Genomic DNA, 20,322 nt, shown 5'->3' on the forward strand with positions numbered 1-20,322 from the left:
TTTCCTGGTGAAAATAGCATTTTGGAACCACCTGACCCCATGCCGAACTCAGTAGTGAAACGAAATAGCGCCGATGATAGTGTGGGGTTTCCCATGTGAAAGTAGGACATCGCCAGGGCCTTATAAGAAAAACCCGTTGCAGCAATGCAGCGGGTTTTTTGCTATGTACGATTTAAAAAAGTTGTAGAAAGAGCGGTGTTGTTTATTCATCCATGAAGCTGGGTTGGATGGTGGAGTAGGTCTGCGTGCTCTAAAATGGCTTATTTCACCTTGCGCAAAGTAAATGTGCTCGCGTTGCTCGCTGTCATTGTACTTTGCACTTAATTCATCCATGAATATCATCGACATTCGTACTTCCATGTACGTCAAACCCGTTGCAGCAATGCAGCGGGTTTTTTGCTATGTGCAATTTAAAAAAGTTGTAGAAAGAATGGTGTTGTCTATTCATCCTTGAAGCTGGGTTGGATGGTGGAATAGGTCTGCGTTCTCTAAAATGGCTTATTTCACCTTGCGCAAAGTAAATGTACTCGCGTTGCTCGCTGTCATTGTAATTTGCACTTTGTACTTTCATTAGCTGAGTTCTTTAATTGCTTCGCTAAGCCCATCTAAAGTTAACGGAAACATGCGACCTGCCATCAGCTCATCGATCAGGCCAATAGACTGGTAGTAGGGCCAGTGTGTTTTTGGCTGGGGGTTGAGCCAGGCGACTTTATCAAAATGCTGAGTGAGTCTTTGCAACCACACTGAACCAGCCTCCTGATTCCAGTGTTCAATGCTGCCGCCGGGGTAGGCTATTTCATAGGGGCCCATGGTGGCATCGCCGACAAAGATCAGTCGATAATCCCGGCCAAAGCGGTTGATCAGCTGATGGGTATCGAGCAAGGTGTTATCCAGCCTGTCGTTATCCTGCCAGACATGCTCGTACACACAGTTATGGAAGTAGAAAAACTCCAGGTGTTTAAACTCACTGTGTGCGGCGCTGAATAGCTGTTCACAGATCTGAATATGATCATCCATAGATCCGCCGATATCAAACAGCATAATGACGTTGACAGCATTGTGCCGCTCAGGGGCCATTTTCACATCCAGCATACCGCCTTGTTTAGCCGTAGCGCGGATGGTTTCGTTCAAATCGAGTTGATCGCTGGCGCCACTGCGGGCAAATTTACGCAACTGCTTAAGCGCCAGCTTGATGGTACGGTTGTTGATGTCGCTGTCGGCATCTAAGTTACGGTATTGGCGTTTATCCCAGACTTTGACCGCACGACGGTGACGACTGCCGTCCTGGCCAATTCGCACACCTTCCGGGTTATAACCGTACGCCCCAAAAGGCGAGGTACCACCGGTGCCTACCCATTTGTTGCCACCGGCATGGCGCTTTTGCTGCTCGGCGAGCCGTTGCTTCAGGGTGTCCAGTAACTTATCGAGTCCACCGAGCGCTTTCAGCTTAGCTTTTTCTTCTTCACTCAGATGCTTTTCAAACTCTTTGCGTAACCAGTCCTGTGGCAGGGCATTTTGCTGCAACTGGCTGAACAGATCCAGAGACTCCACCCCTTCAAAGTAATCGGCAAAGGCGCGGTCAAACTTATCGAACTGGGTTTCATCTTTGACAAAGATGGTTTTGGCCAGATGATAAAACCCGTCGATGTCAGCGAAACACACGCCTTTATCGAGCGCATTCAGACAGTCCAGCAGCTCCCGCAGGCTGGCTTTGACCCCGTAGCGCCTGAGCGTGAATAAAAAGTCGATCAACATGATCAGCGCTTACCTAAAAAAGCCAGCTTCTCAAGCAAGGTCACATCTTGCTCATTCTTCAGCAGTGCGCCAAACATGGGCATTAATCCACCTTTGTGGCTGCGGTCTTGCAGTGTTTCGGGGTCAATGTCTTCTGCCAGTAGCAGTTTAAGCCAGTCGAGCAGCTCACTGGTGCTGGGCTTTTTCTTCAACCCGGCCACGCTGCGTAATTCAAAAAACACTTCCAGCGCTTGTTTTACCAGGCGGGGCTTAATTGCCTGGAAGTGCACATCGATGATCGCCTGCATCTCTTCTTTGTCCGGAAAGTCGATATAGTGGAAGAAGCAACGACGTAAAAATGCATCGGGGAGCTCTTTTTCGTTGTTGGAGGTGATGATCACAATAGGGCGAACCTGTGCTTTAACCTGCTCACCGGTTTCGTACACGTGAAACTCCATGCGGTCTAACTCAAGCAGCAGATCGTTGGGGAATTCAATGTCTGCCTTATCGATTTCGTCGATCAGCAGGACGGGGCGTTTTGCCTGAGTAAAGGCCTGCCACAGCTTGCCCTTAATGATGTAGTTGCCAATATCGTGCACCCGGGCATCGCCCAGCTGGCTGTCGCGCAGACGCGATACCGCATCGTATTCATACAGGCCTTGCTGCGCTTTAGTGGTCGATTTGATGTGCCACTGAATGAGCTCTGTATCCAGGCTTTTGGCCAGCTCTTCGGCCAGCAGGGTTTTGCCCGTGCCAGGCTCCCCTTTGATCAAAAGTGGCTTTTCCAGGATCACGGCTGCATTCACAGCCTGTTGCAGCGCTGTGCTGGCAATATAAGACTCGGTACCTTTAAACATAAACTTCTTAACTCTGGTCTGATGAGTAATAGAGGCTCAGTGTGCCACAGCGCAGTCGGGCAGTGCAAATATGCGTCATTCGGCGGCCCCCAGATATGCAAAACGTGGGCGCTGCTGGCCATCTACTTCAATCGTTTCACAGAACATGCTGAGCGGCCTCACCCAATGATCAAAGTTGCCATACAAGGCCTGGTATACCACCATAGCTTCTTCGGTTTCACTATGGGTGGCGACAAACAGCACCTGATATTTAGGACCTTTGTAATGCTGGTAAATGCCAGGTTTAAGTTCTTTGCTCACGGTCGTTGCTCCAATTGGGTATAATGTCGGGGTTTTAATTAATAGGTATCTGACATGAATTATATTGCGCTCGATGCGTTCAAGAAAGCCTGGGTGTTTCGTCATCAGGACTTGCCCATTGAGGAGGCCGATCTGGCTCGGATCAAGCCGATGACAGAGCAACGTGCTGCGGTGCTGTGGACCACTATGGTCAGTCGTGAGCAGGATCACCCCGACTTTTTTACGCCCCATGACTGGCCAGGTAAAGAAGAAAACTGGCATGAAAGCCTGGATTGGGAAGGTCCATGGGAAGCGGGTGAAGCGACCCTGCCAGACACCATTTGTGATTTCCTTAACTGGGAAGACAACACCACAGTGTACTTTTGTATGTCGCGTGAACTGATCATTGAAACCCAGTTTGATGTATTTAAGCGCACCTGGCAGAACTTTATGTTTCTGGCCGATGGCAGCCTGCTGCTGGGTAAAAAGCGTGATACGGCGGTGATGTTCAGTGAATCCGGAGAAGCCAGACTCGGCAAGCGACCTAAAAACCCGTAATTGTGCTTGTCAGCCTGATATCGATGGCTTTCATGTTAGTGCGCTATATTTAACCGTGTGGTCGTGATATAACCTCTGTGTAAAGGAGGCATTTTGAACGGTCCAGGTCACACTAAGCAACAAAGCACGATATGGCAGGATGAAGCAACCCGGTTAGCGTATGCTGAGCTGGCGAATGTCTTTTACGCGCGCGAAATACCCGGCTTATCGGCAGAGCCCGACCCGGCGCGGTTGCAAAGGCGCTTAAACAGCCTGCCTTATTACGTAGAGCGAGCCGCTACGCACATTGTGCTTGGCGAGGTGCCCCTTGAGCTTGACAGCCACAATGGCTGCTGGCTGGCTAAGCAAGGCAAATGCCCTCAGTGGCAAGCTGAGCAAACCCAGGCTTATTACGCTAACCAGGCCACGGTTGGGTTAGTGGTGCCGGTGCTGGTTGTTGATGGCGGGATTACCTGCCTGTATTTAGACACGCTCGACCAGAGCCGTGATGACTTTTGGCATTGCAACCAGTTTGGCTGGTTTGATAACTCAGGCAAAGCGCACGGTGATGATGAGTATGCCCCATTGCCAGCAACACGCTATTTACTCAAACCCAGTAAAGCATTAATGACGGCTGCCTGTTGTGGTCACCGCTGGCAATATCATAAAATGTTGCCACCCAGAACACTGGGATTACGTGAAATGTTACTGGCGAGCAGTATAAACTGGCCAAACGTCAGGAAAAAACAACAACGCAAGTAGTGCACATTGCCTGGGGCAATGCATGATCCTGTAAAGCAATTAAGGTAGCCCTGATGCGATATTTCCAACTTGCATTGCTATGTCTGTGTGCATACACCCAATACAATCTGTGGTTCGGGCACAATGGCCTGGAAGATTTCAGACGCATCAAAGCGGCGGTCGATAAACATCAAGCCGCCAATGCCGACCTGGCAAAACGAAATAAATTACTAAAAGCTGATATCGAAGATCTTAAGCTCGGCCTTGAAGGGGTCGAAGAGCGCGCTCGCCATGAGCTGGGGATGATCAAACCCAACGAAACTTTTATCCGTGTATTACCAAAGAAGCATGATGAATAACATAACCATTGCAGCGGTTGTACCTGCTGCCGGCGTAGGGGCCAGAATGGGGCTGAACCACCCCAAGCAATACCTGAAAATTGGCGATAAGACTGTGCTTGAGCATACGCTCAGCAAACTGGCGAATGTGCCCAAGCTGGATAAAATCTATGTCGCGGTGAGTGAAACCGATGGCTATTTTGCAGCGCTTGATTTAAGTGCGCTGTCTGTTACCCGGGTGACGGGCGGGCAGGAACGCGCCGACTCCGTGCTAAACGCTTTACTGGCCATGCAAAATACCCCACCTGATTGGGTGCTGGTCCATGATGCTGCGCGTCCGCTGGTAGAGGTTAGCGATATCACCAACCTGATTGAGAAATGCTTAACACATCAGGAAGGGGGGATCCTGGCGAGTAAAGTCAAAGATACCATTAAGCGCGGCACCAGCCACAGCGAAGAGACGGTGCCAAGAGAAACCTTATGGCAAGCGTTAACACCGCAGTTCTTCCCTTATCAGCAACTTCTCACAGCATTGCTGCAGGCACGGCAAAACAAGTTACAGGTGACCGATGAGGCATCTGCCATCGAGCAGGCCGGGCAACCCGTACGGTTAGTCAGCGGCCGCTCAGACAATATTAAAATTACCACACCAGAAGACTACGCACTGGCCAGTTTTCTGATGTCACAACAAAGCAAAGCGAGGTCACTATGATACGCATAGGTCACGGGTTTGATGTTCATAAGTTCGGTGGTGAAGGCCCGCTAACCATTTGTGGCGAAAAGATCCCCTATAGTCAGGGGTTTATTGCACATTCCGACGGTGACGTGGCCATTCATGCCGTGTGCGATGCCTTACTCGGGGCACTGGCACTGGGCGACATTGGCAAGCACTTTCCTGATACCGCCGCAGAGTTTGAAAACATCGACAGTCGGATCCTGCTGCGCTCAGTGATGGAGCAGGTCAGCGAACTGGGTTATCAGCTTGGTAATCTGGACGTTACGATTGTGGCACAGGCACCAAAAATGCGCCCGCACATAGATGCTATGCGCGCCAACCTGGCGGCAGACTGCAACGCCGATATCGGCCAGGTCAATGTTAAAGCCACCACCACCGAAAAGCTGGGCTTTGAAGGGCGCAAAGAAGGCATATCCAGCCATGCCGTGGTGTTGCTGACGAAGGTGGCCTAGTGTGAAAACCTCTGTATCTGATTTGAATTATCTCTACGGTGAGCCATTAGCGCGGGCTGAGTTTAAGTCTCAGCCGGAAGACTTTATGGTCGACGAGATCCTCGACATTGACTTTACCGGCGAAGGCGAACACGTTTGCCTGCAGATAGTTAAAAAAGGCGAAAACACCGCTTTTATCGCCCGTAAGCTGGCTGCGTTTGCCGGCGTCGCCCCCAGGGATGTCAGCTACGGCGGACTGAAAGACCGTCACGGTGTGTGTACTCAGTGGTTTAGTGTTCCGGTACCAATCAAGCAGGAGCTTGATTTCAGCACGCTCAACTGCGATAGCCTGTTTGTGTTAAAGCAGGTTCGTCACAACCGAAAATTACGCACCGGGTGTCATAAGGGTAATCGTTTTACCATTACATTACGTAATGTCAGTGAACTGCTGGATCTGTTGTCACGAGTGAATGCTGTGCGTCAGGGCGTGCCCAACTACTTTGGTGAGCAACGCTTTGGTCATGATGGCTATAACCTGGAAATGGCGCAAAGGCTGTTTGATGGAGAGCGGATCCGTGATAAAAAACTACGAGGCCTGGTTATTTCGGCTGCGCGCTCGCACATTTTTAATCAGCTGGTTTCAAGGCGGGTTGCTGAACACGGCCTGGCAAAAACCTGGCATCGCGAAGTCTTTATGCTCAGTGGCAGCAACGCGTTTTTTGAAGAAGACATCAGTGACGAGCTGATAGTCCGGCTGCTCGAGGCTGACATTGTGTTATCGGCCCCGCTGCTTGGCAAAGGCGAAAAAGGTCTCACTGCGCTTGAGATAGAGTGGCTCAAACCCTTTGCCGACTGGTGGCAGGGGTTGGGTGCGTTGGGGCTTAAAAACGAGCGCCGAGCGCTCAGAGTGATCCCCGAAAACCTGGCGGTGAAAACACTCGACGCGACCACAGTTCAGCTTAGTTTTGATTTACCAAAAGGGTGTTATGCCACCGCGATACTGCGTGAGCTGGTGCATCATGAAGATGTCAGCCATCGCAATTATGATAAAAAAGGAAGCAATCAAGATGAAGATCCTGCTCAGTAACGATGACGGAGTCCATGCAAAAGGCATTGAAGTACTCTACCAAGCTTTGTGCGAAATTGCAGAAGTCGTGGTGATAGCACCTGATCGCAATTGCAGCGGCGCGAGTAACTCACTGACATTGCTGAACCCATTGCGGGCAACCCCGCTGGAAAACGGCTTTATAAGCGTCAATGGAACACCTACCGACTGTGTCCACCTGGGCGTGAACCAGCTGCTGGACGAAGCGCCGGATCTGGTCGTGGCTGGCATTAATAATGGCGCTAACCTGGGCGACGATACCCTTTATTCCGGCACCGTGGCGGCGGCCACAGAAGGACGTCACCTTGGCTTGCCCGCCATTGCCGTATCATTGTGTTCAAAACGCGAAGCCCATTACGAAACCGCCGCCGCAGTCACGGTTAAACTGATCAAAGCACTGAAAAGTCATCCGCTGCCCAAAGATCAGATCATTAATATCAATGTGCCGGATATTCCGCTGTCTGATCTCAAAGGCATGCAGGTCACTCGCCTGGGTGCCAGACACAAAGCCGAAACCATGACCCGGCAACTGGACCCCTGGAATCGGGATGTATACTGGTATGGCTCATTGGGCCAGGAGCTGGATGCTGGCGAAGGCACAGACTTCTATGCGGTGAAGCAGGGGTATGCCGCCATTACGCCTCTGAAAGTAGACATGACAGCACATGAAAGCCTGGATTCATTGTCAAGCTGGATAGCCGCGCAGGAGTAAGCACGTTGCTCAAAAACTACAAACGCAGCGCTGAGGCCCTGGTTGCGACCTTAGGTCGCCATGGGATCAGCGACCCTGAGGTATTAAACTGCCTGGAGATCACGCCCCGGCACCTGTTTGTTGATACGGTATTGCAGCATAAATCCTACGAGAACACAGCGCTGCCGATTGGCCAGGGGCAGACCATTTCTCAGCCGCTGGTGGTGGCGAGAATGACCGAGCTGTTGCGCCAGGCCGGGGTGCGCAAGAAAATCCTGGAGGTTGGTACAGGCTCAGGCTATCAAACCGCAGTGCTGGCCCAGCTGTTCGACGAAGTGTACAGCATAGAGCGGATCAAAGCCTTGCAGTGGCAGGCCAAGCGCCGTTTGCATATGCTGGATTTATACAATGTTGCCATGAAGCATGGTGATGGCTGGCAGGGCTGGGCGTCTAAAGGCCCGTATGATGGCATCATAGTGACAGCGGCGGCAGCGCAGGTGCCGCAAGCGTTACTGGAGCAGCTGGCGGATGGCGGCGTGATGGTGATCCCGGTCGGTGAACAATATCAGGTACTCACTCTGTACCAGCGACAAGGCCAGCAGTTCATTGAAAATAAACTGGCCGAGGTGCGTTTTGTGCCCCTGGTGCCGGGCGCACTTAGCTAGAAGTGACAAAAAAGGCGAGAAAATCCAGTTGAGTATGCTAAAGTGGATGGTCGAATTAACAAGCGGAAAGTAATCAAGGCATGAATCGGACGCGCATCAATACTCTATTGCTATTGTGCTATTTTCTGGCCGCGTGTACGACGCCACATTCCCCAGCCCCAGTTGTTAACCTCTCCAAAGGTAAGACCAGTTATAAACAAAAAATTCAAATAAAAAATAATCAATATAAGGTTAAAAAAGGTGACACATTATTTGCTATTGCTTTTAGTGCAAATAAGGATGTCAGAACTGTTGCCAAAATCAATAAAATTAAGCCTCCTTACACCATTTTCCCCGGTCAACTCATCTTATTAGAATATCCGAAAAAGAAGTATAAATCGTCCAAAAAGCAGCCGAATAAAACCGCAAAATTAACCAATAAAAAACAAAAAAATAACATAACACCGAAAAAAGAGCTTGATCGACCTAAGCAACGAGAGTATGTTCAAAAGCAAGCCAGCGAAAAATCCAGTCATACCAAACAGTTGTCAAATAATAAGGTACGATGGCGCTGGCCCGCAGTTGGTAAGGTGACCCGACGTTTTTCTGTCAAAGAAAACGGCTATAAGGGAATTCAGATTACAAATAAAAAGGGAACATCTGTTAAGGCTGCGGCAAATGGCGTTGTTGTATACGCAGGGAGCGCATTACGGGGTTACGGCAATTTAATCATTCTGAAACACACCGATGATTATCTTAGCGCGTACGCTCACAATTCCAAATTGCTAGTAAGAGAGCAGCAGCAAGTTAAAGCCGGGCAAAAAATTGCCGAAATGGGAGATACAGACGCATCATCTGTTGCGTTGCGGTTCGAGATCCGTTACCGCGGACAGGCCGTAAATCCTAGTAGGTATTTGCCTAAATAATAGCCTATCGACGTAATGATGGAAGACTGTCACTTATTCGCTTGGGGGGATGCTTATGGCTCAAACAGCAAAATTGAATAGTAAAGTAAATCCAGAGTTGGACGAGAAGTTCGATGATGTTTCAGTCGAGGAGCCTAAATCGGAGCTACTCGAAGACATTGAAAATGATGAAGAGCTTTTCGCCAAGGACGACAGCGTTAAGAATTTAGATGCAACTCAGTTGTATCTGGGAGAAATTGGCTTTTCGCCACTGCTCAGTGCGGAAGAAGAAGTGTATTTCGCACGTAAAGCGCTTAGAGGCTGCGAGGCTTCACGAAAGCGCATGATCGAAAGTAACCTGCGTTTGGTGGTAAAAATTGCGCGGCGTTATAACAATCGGGGACTGGCATTACTTGACCTGATTGAAGAAGGAAACTTAGGCCTGATCCGGGCCGTTGAGAAGTTCGATCCGGAACGGGGTTTCCGCTTTTCTACTTATGCAACCTGGTGGATCCGTCAGACCATTGAGCGGGCCATTATGAACCAGACGCGCACCATTCGTTTACCTATCCATGTGGTTAAAGAGCTTAATGTGTACCTTCGTACAGCACGTGAGCTGACGCAAAAACTGGACCACGAGCCAACTGCCGAAGAAATTGCAGAATCGCTCGACAGACCGGTTGAAGACGTTAGTAAGATGTTGCGTCTGAACGAAAAAATCACTTCAGTGGATACGCCGATAGGTGGCGATAATGACAAGGCATTGCTTGACATTATTGCAGACGAACGGGGCTATGAGCCGGAAAGCGAAGTTCAGAACAAAGACATTAACCGACACATTGTTGACTGGTTAGGTGAGTTAAACCCGAAACAAAGAGAAGTCCTGGCACGTCGCTTTGGCTTATTGGGTTACGAGCCATCAACGCTGGAAGATGTAGGTCGTGAAATTGGCTTAACACGTGAGCGTGTGCGTCAAATTCAGGTAGAGGCACTGCGTCGCTTAAAAGACATTCTGCAACACGAGGGGTTAAGTACCGACAGCTTGTTTGAACAAATGTAAGCAAAGGTGCAGCGCATGTTTTTATCGTCTCATTTTATTAGCTGAATTAGTCTAGCGCTGCCAGAAACATACTCGTAGAGTCATTCCGTTGTTTGAGTGACTCACGCATCTTTCCAACACACTCCCGCTCTCTGTTATTACTTTATCTGCCATCACATCAAGGCGTTGCGAGAAAAAAGCTGAGCCTGACTATTCTCAGTGCGCGTTTTACAATGGCGCTCCATATATATAGACAATACTTTGCTCTATACGCAGCGCATTGCTTTGAGGTGCTCAAACTCTTTCACCCCGGTTCCTGAGCAGAAAATTGGTAGCCGACGAGCCAAACCAATACACTGTATCCCTGTAAAATCATTTAGCCAGGAGTTAATCATGATAACTGATAGATGCGTCTGCTAAAGCTTTGACAGGTCGTGTTCGCGTTTAAGCGGTCACACTGAGCCCCTTCGGTAAAACATAACCCTGATAGCTTTTGAGAGCCGCTAAGGTTTCTTCATAGCCTTGAGTAGGTTGGCCGATACTACGGTTGTACTCAATCCGACGTTCCAAAGCACCCAGATAGTCTTTGTTTTCTACGCCGACAAGTGTATCTCCTTGAAATTCAAATTCTTCAAATGGGATATATTGCCACACGCGATCATCTCCGGTCACTTTCGCTAAGGTTTTTATGTCTTCCTGAGACACGTTCCGCATATCAAGGCCTTTTGTACTCGACTCCTTGTTTTCAGAATCTAAAGACGGTAACTCCTGACTGGCAGCATTTTGTTTTTTAGATACTTCAATAGGATTGTAGTGACCATAAACAGCGTGAGTATTTGATATATTCATGTGAGATCTCCTTTCGTTTTGACCTAAATTTAAAGGCAAAAATCACGCCACTTTATAGGTTGAGGTGCGGGCTTAGTTGACCACTATATTCAAAACAAATTTTGAGTCGTCGCTAGATATTCGATTGAAATGGCGAATAATGGATGACCGAGCAGTTAAGATCATCGAATATTTTGATTGAAAGGCTGTTTGAGTGCAGATTGATGGTGCACGTATGATCAAGGCAGCGAGTCGGGAAGCAACAACACCAAATCACAGCCAATAAAAAAGGGCTAAACCCTAAGGTTTAGCCCTCATTATAAAGCCTGGGGAATGTTGCTTATTGAGCCTGTGCGTTCAATGTTACGCCAGAGAAAGTTCTGTAAGCGTTAAGACCGAAGTACCAGGTACCCGCTTGTGGGTTAGTGAAAGTACACGTCTCTGCATTGCCACCTTTATAAGGACGGCAGTCATAGCTAGAGCTGGTAGGTGCACTGCCTTGCTTAACGAACAGGTCAGCGTCGCCTGTACCACCAGAGATGGTTACAGTCAGGCTGCTCATACCCGCAGGTACGTCTAGTGACTTCTGAACCCAGCCACCTGTGCTTGCAGACAGGTTAGACTCAGTCAAAGAAACCGGGCCAGTAGAGCCACCCTCTGTTTCAGCTTTCAGGCTAACACCGCTGTATGCTGAGTAACCGCGCATCATTACGTGGTAAGTACCAGCAGATGGGTTATCAATGGTACACACTTCGTTGTTACCACCTTCGTATGGACGACAGTCGTAAGTTGTCTGAGTCGGCTGAGCGTTTGCACGTACGTACAAGTCAGCATCACCTGTACCGCCACTCATAGTGAAGGTGACTTTGCTAACACCGCTGGTGACGTCAAATGTGTAGAATGTTTCGCTGCTTGCGCCGCCAGACAGGCCAGTTTTAGCAACGCCATCTTCCAGTTCGTTACCGCCTGTGCCGTTCAGCGCTGCATCTACCGCGGCTGATGCATCGATGATACCAGTACCACAGCTTGTACAAGTCGCTGGGAAGCTACGTGTTGTGTTCTTCAGAATGCTTTCTACTTCGTCCGGCGTTGCAGTAGGTTTAGCTTGCTTGATAAGCGCCGCTACACCCGCAACGTGTGGTGCCGCCATTGACGTACCTTGTGAGTAAGCATAGCTGTCGCTCGAAGGCGTGTTGCTGCCTGCGTTGTAAGTAGACAGAATACCCTCTGGGTCATTTGCGAAGCTTTGAGCACCACCTGGCGCTGCAACGTCGATGTTTGAACCGTAGTTTGAGTAGTAAGCACGGCCACCGTTACGACCTACAGACGCAACGTTGATGATGCCAGAACAGTTACCTGGGTTGTAGTTTGCAGAGTTGTCGTTGTCGTTACCTGCTGCAATAACAATGGTTGTACCGTTTGCTCGCGCTTTGTTGATTGCATTTTGAGTGGTAGAGCTACATGCACCGCTGCCACCCAAACTCATGTTAATGACGTCAGCTGGGTTTGCGTTAGCAGGTACGCCAGATACTGAGCCACCAGATGCCCAGACAATCGCGTCTGCGATATCTGAAGTCAAACCACCACACTTACCAAGTACACGAACCGGTACAACTTTCGCATCGTATGCAACCCCGGCAACACCTTCGCCGTTGTTAGAAACCGCTGCAACAGTACCCGCTACGTGCGTACCGTGCCAGCTTGAGTCGCGTGCACTGTGCGTGTAACCACACTCGTTGGCAGACACTGCATCACCCGGATCTCGTGCATCGCTATCGCGGCCGCCGCCATCGTTTGCAACAGAAATGTCAGAGATCATGTCGTAGCCTGGCAGGATGTTCGCGCTCAGGTCGGCATGAGGGCGGTAACCCGTATCCAGTACCGCAACAACTACACCGTCACCCGTTGCTTTGTCCCATGCTGCTGGAGCGTTAATACCGCCAGCTGCTTCAAAATAGTGCCACTGATCTGAGTAACGCGGATCGTTTGGTGTCGCGAACGGCTGTAGCATTTGGTCAACTTCGATATATTCGATGTTGCCGGTTGCTGCCATTTCCTGCATCAGGCTTTGCGCTTCTGCCGGAGTTAGCTTTTTGTCAACACGCATAACGTGGTGGTTGCTCAGTGCCATCTTACGAACGTACTTAGTTTGTAGTGAAGATTTTTTCTTGCTTTTGAAGTTCTTCACGAAACTTTGAGCGCGTGAGTTCATCATAGCTGGTGACATATCAGCACCAGAAACAGACATAAGCTGGTTGCTGTTGTCTTTATACTTGATGATGAACTGCGTACCGGCTGTGTTTTGGCTCTGCATTTTCTGGCTTAGTTGCGCCATGCTTACGCTGTTGTTAAGTGCTTCAACGTTATTAGCCATAGCAGTAGAGGCGGCAAACATGCCAGACATTGCCAGCGCTACCGCGCCGATTTTTAGGTTACGTGTTGTCATTCTTAGAATTCCCTAGTTTCTTACTTGTTGTTGTTCTGTTTGCGTGTGCAAGCAGATGGTTATCGAAGGTAAAGAGTTGGTTAAAGTATTTAAAGTGCTGTTTTGTTATTTACACTATTGTTTTAGTTATAAGCGGATGGCTAGATAGTTCATTTATTGCAATAATCTGTTGTTTTTATTGCATAATTATTCTTTGTTACAGGATGAAGTATGATTTAGTTAGTAATGTAAATGATTGTAAATGGTTAATATTTTATTACTACTTGTGATAAATTTATGTGCCTTTGTTTGCTAAATAATCGCATTACTCCACCTCCAGAGCATAAGTTGATACAATAAGCGCATAACTTTTTCAGGACACAATATACAATGTTGAACTTTGATGTGGTGATCATCGGCGCGGGCGCGGCTGGCCTGATGTGCGCGGCACAGGCTGGGTATCGGGGCCGCAATGTGGCGGTGGTTGATATGGGCAAAAAAGCAGGCCGAAAAATACTCATTAGCGGCGGTGGTCGTTGCAATTTTACCAATGAGGGTGCCACACCACAGAATTATTTATGCGCAAACCCGCATTTTGTGAAGTCCTGCCTGAGCCGCTATACCCAGCACGACTTTATTGAGCTGGTGGACCGCCACGGCCTGGCTTATCACCATAAAACCCTGGGGCAGCTGTTTTGTGATAACAGCGCGCAGGACATAGTCGACATTTTGCTAACCGAATGCGAGTGGGCCGGGGTTGAGCTGTTCCTGCGCAACGAAGTCATTAAGGTAGAGCGCACCGAGGGCGGGGGTTATCTTGTTACTACCTCAGAGCAGGTATTCAGTTGTGAGTCTTTGGTGGTGGCCGCTGGTGGCCTCACTATGCCCAAACTGGGCGCCACCCCCATTGGCTATAAAATTGCCGAGCAGTTTGGCCTGAAAGTGTTGCCCACCATGGCAGCGCTGGTGCCCTTTACTTTACACGACCATGATAAAGCCCGCTTTGATGGCCTGGCCGGCGTCAGTTTACCTTGCACTGCACAAAGCGAAGACGGCACCCGCTTCAAAGAAAACCTGCTGTTTACCCATCGTGGCCTCTCGGGCCCGGCAATTTTGCAGATCTCCTCCTTCTGGCGCGCCGGGCAGGGCGTGATTGTGAACCTGCTGCCTGAGACCGATATGCAGGCACAGCTGCACGACTGGCGCCAGGAGCAGGGTAATAAGTCTTTGAAAAACCTGCTTAGTACTATATTGCCCAAGCGCTTTGTTGAGGTTTTAATGAACGAGCAAACCTTGCCGGAAAAAAATGCCAACCAGCTCAGCCACAGCGAAATCGACACGCTGGCCCACGCACTGCACCACTGGCATATCAAACCCAATGGTACAGAGGGCTATCGCACCGCTGAAGTTACCTTAGGCGGCGTCGACACCGATGAGCTCAGCTCTAAAACCTTCGAAGCCAAAAAAGCCCCGGGCCTGTATTTCATCGGCGAAGTTACCGACGTCACCGGCTGGCTCGGCGGCTACAACTTCCAATATGCCTGGAGCTGCGGCTGGGCGTGCGGACAGGCGTGTTAGGTAGGGTGTAATAATACAGTTTGTATACTGCTAAGACGGGTCATCTAATCTTCTAATTAGGTGTCCCATTTTACTCTGCCATTACAATCAGGTAAGTTGCTGGAATATGCTGAGGGTAACAACTTTAGCTGTGAACGTGTATACGGAAAAAGCTTATTAGCTTGAGTGCCTAATACTGAAAGGATTATAAAAATGAAAAAAATATCCGCGATGGCCTTGTCATTACTATTGACGGGCTGCTTGTTTGACTCTCATTTTGAAACACCTGCAAGTGCCCAAAAGAAACATGGCTCAGGGTTAGTACAATCGTCAGACCTATCTCGAAACGGTGCTTTGTCTGTCATTGCAAGGCAAGATAACGTTTGCCTGTGGAGTAACATCTCAGATAAAAAAGTATTTCCCTGTATCGCTGAGGGCAATATTGAGTTGACCGGTATTGCTGACAACGCAAGTGTGTTTTATATATCCAACAGGCTGTCTGTTAGCCTGTTTTCTGCCACGTCGGGTAAGCTGTTAGGCGCGTGGACTAGCGGTGAAAATATTATCAGAGATATAGCGATATCCAGCGACGGTGAAACGCTACTGTTAGGCTACAGAAGCGGCATAACGGAAGTAATAAATGTCAGAAGCAATCGTCGATCACAACACACATTACACGACTTAGATGTGAATACTGTGGCGCTGTCAGCTGATGGGCGCACTGCGATGACAGGTTCCAGCGATAAATTCGTTAAGTTGTGGGATGTGCAAACAGGCAAAGAGTTACAGTCTTATAAATTTTCAACCAGAGTTAATCATGTTTCTCTTAACGCAGATGCGACGATGGCGTTTGTACTGGACTCTGTGAATGCTCGTCAATTTATTGATTTAAAATCACAAGAGTTAAGCTCCTCCTTGTCTACATTTAGCAACTTCATAGAGTTTAATCAGTCGGCATTTATTAACAATGATCAGTGGTTACTCACCGCCTCGCCAAATCAAAAAGTGCAGATCTGGCGCGTTGCAGATGGGGATTTAATAGCAAAATTTATGGCGAATAAAATCGATGGCCGAGATCGGGCGTCAGTACTCAGCATCGCAATGGATGAGTCCAGGCAAATGGTCATCAGTGAAACAAATGATGGGGTTGTGGAAACTTGGCCAATCAAGCCTCTACTTTAAGCCCATATGAGGGGAAAACTGGCGTCATGAGCAGGGCACTTAATTAGTGCTGTGTTACCTAAGCGCTTTGTTGAGGTAGTAATAAACGAGCAAACCGTACCAGAAAAAATGCCAACCAGCTCACCCACAGTGAAATTGATACTCTGGTCCATATGCCGAACCACTGGTATATCAAACCCAGTGGCACAGATGGTTATCGCACCGCCGAAGTCACTTTAGGCGGTGTTGACACCGACAAGTTCAGCTCCAAAACCTTCGAAGCCAAAAAGTACCGGCCTGTACTTTATCGGTGAAGTTACCGACGTCACTGGCTGGCTCGGCGGCTACAACTTTCAGGACGCCTGAAACTGCGGCTGGGCGTGCAAACAGGTGTGTTAGAGGTGTGAGTTAATCAAAACGAAGACAAGCTATTTATACCAATTTCACTTAATGCCTGCTCAATTTGAAGGAGCAAATATGACGCTAACAGCGTTAAAAATTTCTCATTTACAACAGTTGAATAGAAAATTTTGTATTTGGTGACGTCGTATTTCTCTTTCTGGGAGCGTCCGTCTGCATAGTCCTGTTTTACCCTGCGCAATTCAATACTGTTTTTATGGTTCCCAAATTACTTCATGATTTCCTGAAAATCACTAGCATCAATGCCTGCGCGTTCGCCTTTGTGATTCTTTGCCATATTTTCAAAGATAGGTGAACGTATTCGGTACAGTCTATTTGTTATAAGTTTGTCGATTGGGAAGACTTTTATTTCTTGATTACCTTTAGGAGCATGCTGTTTAGGGACTGGTTGGCATCGATGGTTTCAAATATTCTCAGGATAATTGAATAATGTGTTCACATTATACTTTTGAGCACATCATGACTAAATCAGAGTGTGTTTTATTGGCTACAGTTGCAAAGATAAGATCTTCTTTTAATCCATCATCCAAAACAGGTCTGAGCACACTTTCCACATACCAAACCTTTGCGCTGCGTATTACTTTATCACGTTTCGAACAAAACGCATGAACAAAGTCAAAATCAACGAGCGGGTCTTCGATGCTTCTATAGTTGGTTCAATGGCATATTATGTTATGCCATCAAGTACTTTTAATTTACTGAAACAAGGTAACCGGTGTACCCCAGCGCTACACAGTATTTCCAGTTTTCATAACGAGATGATACTGCTACGGCAATAACAAAAACACCAGCAAGGTCGTGATATTGATTGATGATATTGCATTTACCGGCTGAATTCAGGGGGTGCTATTAGGTATAAAAATCCATTACAATCAATAGTGTAAAGGTTTTTTCTTGGTTTTCTCATAAGCGCTGTTCATTTGTAAATTAAGGATTAAGAATGAAATTAAAAAGAATAAAAAATTACCTACCTGCTGTTTTGGTTTGCAGCACATTGGTTGGCTGTAAAGCGACACCACTTCCTCCTCCTCAGGTACTAAGTAATATGGAGTCATTCGAAGTAATTTTGCCTAACGATGTAGTTGGCAATACAAAAACTTGGAATGTTAACTTCAGACCTTTTCAAAATGGAAGCCGAGAGCAAGGCTCTAATATATACAATTACTTTTCCGTTGATTATACAGCTAATACACAAACTTCTGAGCTAGATATTAGTGCATGTAATGGTGAAAGGTATCCAAATGGAACTGATTATAAATCATGCGCAAGTTATCTTGCGGATGTAACAGTTACTAAAAAAGAAAACCACAAAATTTTGACGATTACACCTAAGTTGAAATCGCTATCCAGAGGTGGTTTTTTAATATTTAAACCGATCCCTAAAATGACAATTGATAAGCTGTATGGCTACTTATCAAGGCAAGAAATTACCTTTAAAGGTAACATCACTTCAAAGTTTAACACTGAATCCATCAAAGGTAATTTTGATCGATTGATGACTCGCCATAGCTGGAGAGCAGGTCAAGCTGATGCTGCACATCGTCAATTTAAAGATACATATACACTTACTTTGTCAACTGGAGAGCAAGTTGTAATAAGTGCTGGGTTCTATCCTTATCGTGATGGTTCAATCGTAGAATATGTAGTAAATAGCATCACTCAGAATGACCCGAGTGTTAGACAGGTTGATTGGGTCAAAACTTCTGAAGAAGTAAAAAAGCATATTGAAAAAGTAGTGAACAGTTAAGAGTTTTATATGAAATTAAAGCGCCGTTTAAAGTGGTGCTTTAATTTCAAAAACGCGATTGAACGTTAAAAAAGTTATAATTTGTCATCACTGAAAAGCACTTAATTTTCTGATTTATCTGAAGATTTAGGCAGCTTGACTGCCCTTGTTTTGCAACTTTTCAACGCCAAAACCTCAAAACATTGTGAAATGAGACCACAATTAAAACCAAAGTCTACGCAGAAGCCCCTCAAAAACGGCTGTTTGAAACCGAACTCATAGACCCAGCTTTCCCCAAGCATGGCGCTTAGCTTAATTGAGTGGCAGACAGTGCCAGGACGTAGAATTTGGTGTGCATTATTTGCCAATAATAGGGCTGCTGCAAAGCCGCTCAGACACATGGCTGAAACGATTAAATGCAAATTGAAATGACGCAACGCAAATCCAACCTAAAATAACTGTTGTGTCCAGTGCTTAATTCGATGTATCAGGCAGCGCAATGGCGTTGCTGAGTTGTTATGCCTAGCGTTGCAGTCAGAGAGTGTTACGGAAAATGGGGTTTTGCTTTTGATAGCTGGCGCAAATGCGGCTTCGGTGTGATTAAAGTGGTGCTCAAAAAAAGCGGCATTTAGTCTGGCTACGTCCAGGATAGCATTGAATTGAGGCGTGTCTTTTAGGCCGTTTTCTAGCCAGTCTTTTAGTACCACAATGTCAGAAAAACTGACGTGATTAAGCGATTCAAACAGCGCTAAGTAGCCTTTATTGTGTACGTTGAGAAAGATTTCGCTGAAGTATTCTTCGTCTGCCTGCACGTACATAAAAGGTTGTGTAATGGTGATATCTTGCCAGCCAAATACAGTGCCATCCATATTAACAATAGCGGTTACTGCGGGTGTTTTTGCCGCAGTATAAAACGCCGCTGCGCCACCGTAAGAATGACCCAGAATACCTACCTGGCCATTGAGGGCGTTGAAAAACGGGCTTTGCGGGTCGTGATTCATTTGTTTTACTTTAGCCAGTACAAAACGCTGATCAGCAGACCACATGGGTAAATCAATGCCCAGATCGTCTGATGGCAGGTCTATCGTTTTTAATGCTTTTGAATCGGGCGGCTGATAATAATCCGAGCCAAAGCTGTGATTGATAGAAGCAACCAGGTATCCCCGGCTGGCGATATGTGCAGCCATGATGGTAAACAACTCGGGATTAAGGTAATAACCGTGGGAAAAAACGATCAGGGGTAAAGCGTCGTGTGATAACTTAATTTCGCTATCTGCTGCTATGTTCCATGTCATTGAGCTCAGCGGAGCGATATGTGTCATATCTGCGTCTGTATCATAAATCAGACTGTGCGAGCGCGAAAACTGATTGCTTAACAGCGGTAATCTCTGGTTGCTGGCAGTTAGGTTGGTGGGGTAAAAAAATCGGATACCAAATAGCCTGGGCATGTCGGGTTGTGTCCTGTGGCCGGGACGATTTAAGTCCTCAAAATGCATGTAATGCGTGCCAACTGGGTGCTCCAACGGCAGGTTAAGTGTATTTTCAGTGTGGTCAATACTGAGCTGCGCAAACAATGGCTGTGTAGTTAGCAGGCAGCATAGGCTGAACAGCAGGTAAAGTGATAGTCGTGGCATCAGTAGATTTTTGTTATTTTTATCAGGCGTGTATAACTTTAGGTTATAACACTTTCAGGTATATTTCAGCTTATTCCCGCGCATTCAACTTATGCAAAATCGAACACTTTTCTACCTGCTCGGCGCTGCATGAGGCGAGGGTTTGCAGGGATTGCTCCAGCAGTGCGAGTTCGCGTTGGGCGCGTTGTACCTGAGCGAGTTGTTCGGCGATGATTTTATCGACCACGGCGCAGGAGGCGTTGGGGTCGGCCTGTACTTCTACCAGGCGTTTGATGTCGTCCAGCGGAATGTTGAGTTCGCGGCAGCGGCGAATAAATATCAGGGTGTCTACGTCGCCCGGTTGGTAGTGGCGGTAACCGTTGCTGGCGCGTTGTGGTGCGCTGATTAAACCAACTTGTTCATAATAGCGGATGGTTTTCGCATTTATCTGGGATTTCGTCGCAAGTTCGCTGATTTTCATATTGACCTTCCAGTCGCTGTAACCTTTAGCATCGGCAGTATCATTTATTCCTGTCCTGAGGGTCAAGTAATTCG

At 47.5% G+C, this 20,322-nt stretch carries 20 protein-coding genes, 1 rRNA gene and 1 pseudogene; 15 read left to right on the forward strand and 7 right to left on the reverse strand.

Translation table 11 applies throughout. The features are described 5' to 3' along the window. The first annotated feature begins 3 nt into the window (after positions 1-3). A 5S ribosomal RNA gene (rrf, locus tag L1285_RS08185) occupies positions 4-118 on the forward strand. 452 nt (positions 119-570) lie between these two features. Here rrf and L1285_RS08190 read toward each other — a convergent pair. From L1285_RS08190 to L1285_RS08200, 3 genes are all read right to left on the reverse strand, one after another. Continuing rightward, positions 571-1,755: a vWA domain-containing protein gene (locus L1285_RS08190; protein ID WP_235411855.1), complete on the reverse strand. Its 1,185-nt coding sequence runs from the start codon at positions 1,753-1,755 to the stop codon at positions 571-573. A gap of 2 nt (positions 1,756-1,757) precedes the next feature. After that, positions 1,758-2,591 (reverse strand): AAA family ATPase, encoded by an 834-nt coding sequence (locus tag L1285_RS08195; RefSeq protein ID WP_235411857.1) that lies wholly within the window; start codon positions 2,589-2,591, stop codon positions 1,758-1,760. 75 nt (positions 2,592-2,666) lie between these two features. Beyond that, positions 2,667-2,891 (reverse strand): DUF1653 domain-containing protein, encoded by a 225-nt coding sequence (locus L1285_RS08200; RefSeq protein WP_235411859.1) that lies wholly within the window; start codon positions 2,889-2,891, stop codon positions 2,667-2,669. Between the two features lie 54 nt (positions 2,892-2,945). Between L1285_RS08200 and L1285_RS08205 the strand changes: the two genes are divergently transcribed. The 10 genes from L1285_RS08205 (at position 2,946) to rpoS (ending at position 10,058) form a co-directional block, all read left to right on the forward strand. Next, the gene (locus tag L1285_RS08205) at positions 2,946-3,428 is read left to right on the forward strand and encodes a DUF2947 domain-containing protein (protein WP_046007303.1); all 483 of its coding nucleotides are present in this window, start codon (positions 2,946-2,948) and stop codon (positions 3,426-3,428) included. A 93-nt stretch (positions 3,429-3,521) separates the two neighbouring features. Next, positions 3,522-4,169: a hypothetical protein gene (locus tag L1285_RS08210; protein WP_235411862.1), complete on the forward strand. Its 648-nt coding sequence runs from the start codon at positions 3,522-3,524 to the stop codon at positions 4,167-4,169. 53 nt (positions 4,170-4,222) lie between these two features. Continuing rightward, on the forward strand, positions 4,223-4,507 hold the full coding sequence (gene ftsB / locus L1285_RS08215) for a cell division protein FtsB (protein ID WP_046007301.1): 285 nt from the start codon (positions 4,223-4,225) through the stop codon (positions 4,505-4,507). Beyond that, complete coding sequence (ispD, locus tag L1285_RS08220) at positions 4,497-5,198, forward strand: 2-C-methyl-D-erythritol 4-phosphate cytidylyltransferase (RefSeq protein WP_235411864.1); 702 nt, start codon at positions 4,497-4,499, stop codon at positions 5,196-5,198. Before ftsB ends, ispD begins: the two co-directional genes overlap by 11 nt. After that, positions 5,195-5,674, forward strand: coding sequence for a 2-C-methyl-D-erythritol 2,4-cyclodiphosphate synthase (ispF, locus tag L1285_RS08225; RefSeq protein ID WP_046007299.1), 480 nt, complete (start codon positions 5,195-5,197; stop codon positions 5,672-5,674). The genes ispD and ispF overlap by 4 nt, the downstream gene beginning before the upstream one ends. Before the next feature lies 1 nt (position 5,675). Then, positions 5,676-6,740: a tRNA pseudouridine(13) synthase TruD gene (gene truD, locus L1285_RS08230; RefSeq protein ID WP_235411866.1), complete on the forward strand. Its 1,065-nt coding sequence runs from the start codon at positions 5,676-5,678 to the stop codon at positions 6,738-6,740. Continuing rightward, positions 6,721-7,470 carry a 5'/3'-nucleotidase SurE gene (surE, locus tag L1285_RS08235; protein ID WP_046007297.1) on the forward strand — a complete coding sequence of 250 codons (750 nt, stop codon included), beginning with the start codon at positions 6,721-6,723 and terminating at the stop codon, positions 7,468-7,470. Before truD ends, surE begins: the two co-directional genes overlap by 20 nt. A 5-nt stretch (positions 7,471-7,475) precedes the next feature. Continuing rightward, positions 7,476-8,114, forward strand: coding sequence for a protein-L-isoaspartate(D-aspartate) O-methyltransferase (locus L1285_RS08240; RefSeq protein ID WP_235411868.1), 639 nt, complete (start codon positions 7,476-7,478; stop codon positions 8,112-8,114). A gap of 80 nt (positions 8,115-8,194) precedes the next feature. After that, positions 8,195-9,019, forward strand: a complete 825-nt coding sequence (locus tag L1285_RS08245; protein WP_235411870.1) for a peptidoglycan DD-metalloendopeptidase family protein — start codon at positions 8,195-8,197, stop codon at positions 9,017-9,019. Positions 9,020-9,074: 55 nt separating this feature from the next. Continuing rightward, on the forward strand, positions 9,075-10,058 hold the full coding sequence (rpoS, locus tag L1285_RS08250) for an RNA polymerase sigma factor RpoS (RefSeq protein WP_046007307.1): 984 nt from the start codon (positions 9,075-9,077) through the stop codon (positions 10,056-10,058). 423 nt (positions 10,059-10,481) lie between these two features. Here the strand turns inward: rpoS and L1285_RS08255 are convergent, their stop codons facing one another. Further along, positions 10,482-10,886, reverse strand: a complete 405-nt coding sequence (locus L1285_RS08255) for a hypothetical protein (RefSeq protein ID WP_235411872.1) — start codon at positions 10,884-10,886, stop codon at positions 10,482-10,484. A 319-nt stretch (positions 10,887-11,205) separates the two neighbouring features. Next, positions 11,206-13,311, reverse strand: coding sequence for a S8 family peptidase (locus L1285_RS08260; RefSeq protein ID WP_235411874.1), 2,106 nt, complete (start codon positions 13,309-13,311; stop codon positions 11,206-11,208). A 369-nt stretch (positions 13,312-13,680) separates the two neighbouring features. On the opposite strand from L1285_RS08260, the gene L1285_RS08265 reads away from it, so the two are divergent. From L1285_RS08265 to L1285_RS08280, 4 genes and pseudogenes are all read left to right on the forward strand, one after another. Beyond that, positions 13,681-14,868 carry an NAD(P)/FAD-dependent oxidoreductase gene (locus L1285_RS08265; protein WP_235411876.1) on the forward strand — a complete coding sequence of 396 codons (1,188 nt, stop codon included), beginning with the start codon at positions 13,681-13,683 and terminating at the stop codon, positions 14,866-14,868. 192 nt (positions 14,869-15,060) lie between these two features. Then, the gene (locus tag L1285_RS08270) at positions 15,061-16,029 is read left to right on the forward strand and encodes a WD40 repeat domain-containing protein (protein ID WP_235411877.1); all 969 of its coding nucleotides are present in this window, start codon (positions 15,061-15,063) and stop codon (positions 16,027-16,029) included. A 42-nt stretch (positions 16,030-16,071) separates the two neighbouring features. After that, positions 16,072-16,374, forward strand: a pseudogene (locus tag L1285_RS08275) (NAD(P)/FAD-dependent oxidoreductase); the annotation flags it as partial. A 994-nt stretch (positions 16,375-17,368) separates the two neighbouring features. After that, entirely contained in the window at positions 17,369-18,175 is an 807-nt protein-coding gene (locus L1285_RS08280; RefSeq protein WP_235411878.1) for a hypothetical protein, read from the forward strand. A gap of 428 nt (positions 18,176-18,603) precedes the next feature. On the opposite strand, the gene L1285_RS08285 is transcribed toward L1285_RS08280, so the two are convergent. Together L1285_RS08285 and L1285_RS08290 are read right to left on the reverse strand one after the other, a co-directional pair. After that, on the reverse strand, positions 18,604-19,788 hold the full coding sequence (locus L1285_RS08285; protein ID WP_235411880.1) for an alpha/beta hydrolase family protein: 1,185 nt from the start codon (positions 19,786-19,788) through the stop codon (positions 18,604-18,606). Between the two features lie 70 nt (positions 19,789-19,858). Then, complete coding sequence (locus L1285_RS08290; protein ID WP_235412201.1) at positions 19,859-20,248, reverse strand: MerR family transcriptional regulator; 390 nt, start codon at positions 20,246-20,248, stop codon at positions 19,859-19,861. Positions 20,249-20,322: the final 74 nt, after the last annotated feature.

The sequence above is a fragment of the Pseudoalteromonas sp. DL2-H2.2 genome (assembly GCF_021532535.1).
Classification (GTDB): Bacteria; Pseudomonadota; Gammaproteobacteria; order Enterobacterales; family Alteromonadaceae; genus Pseudoalteromonas; species Pseudoalteromonas rubra_A.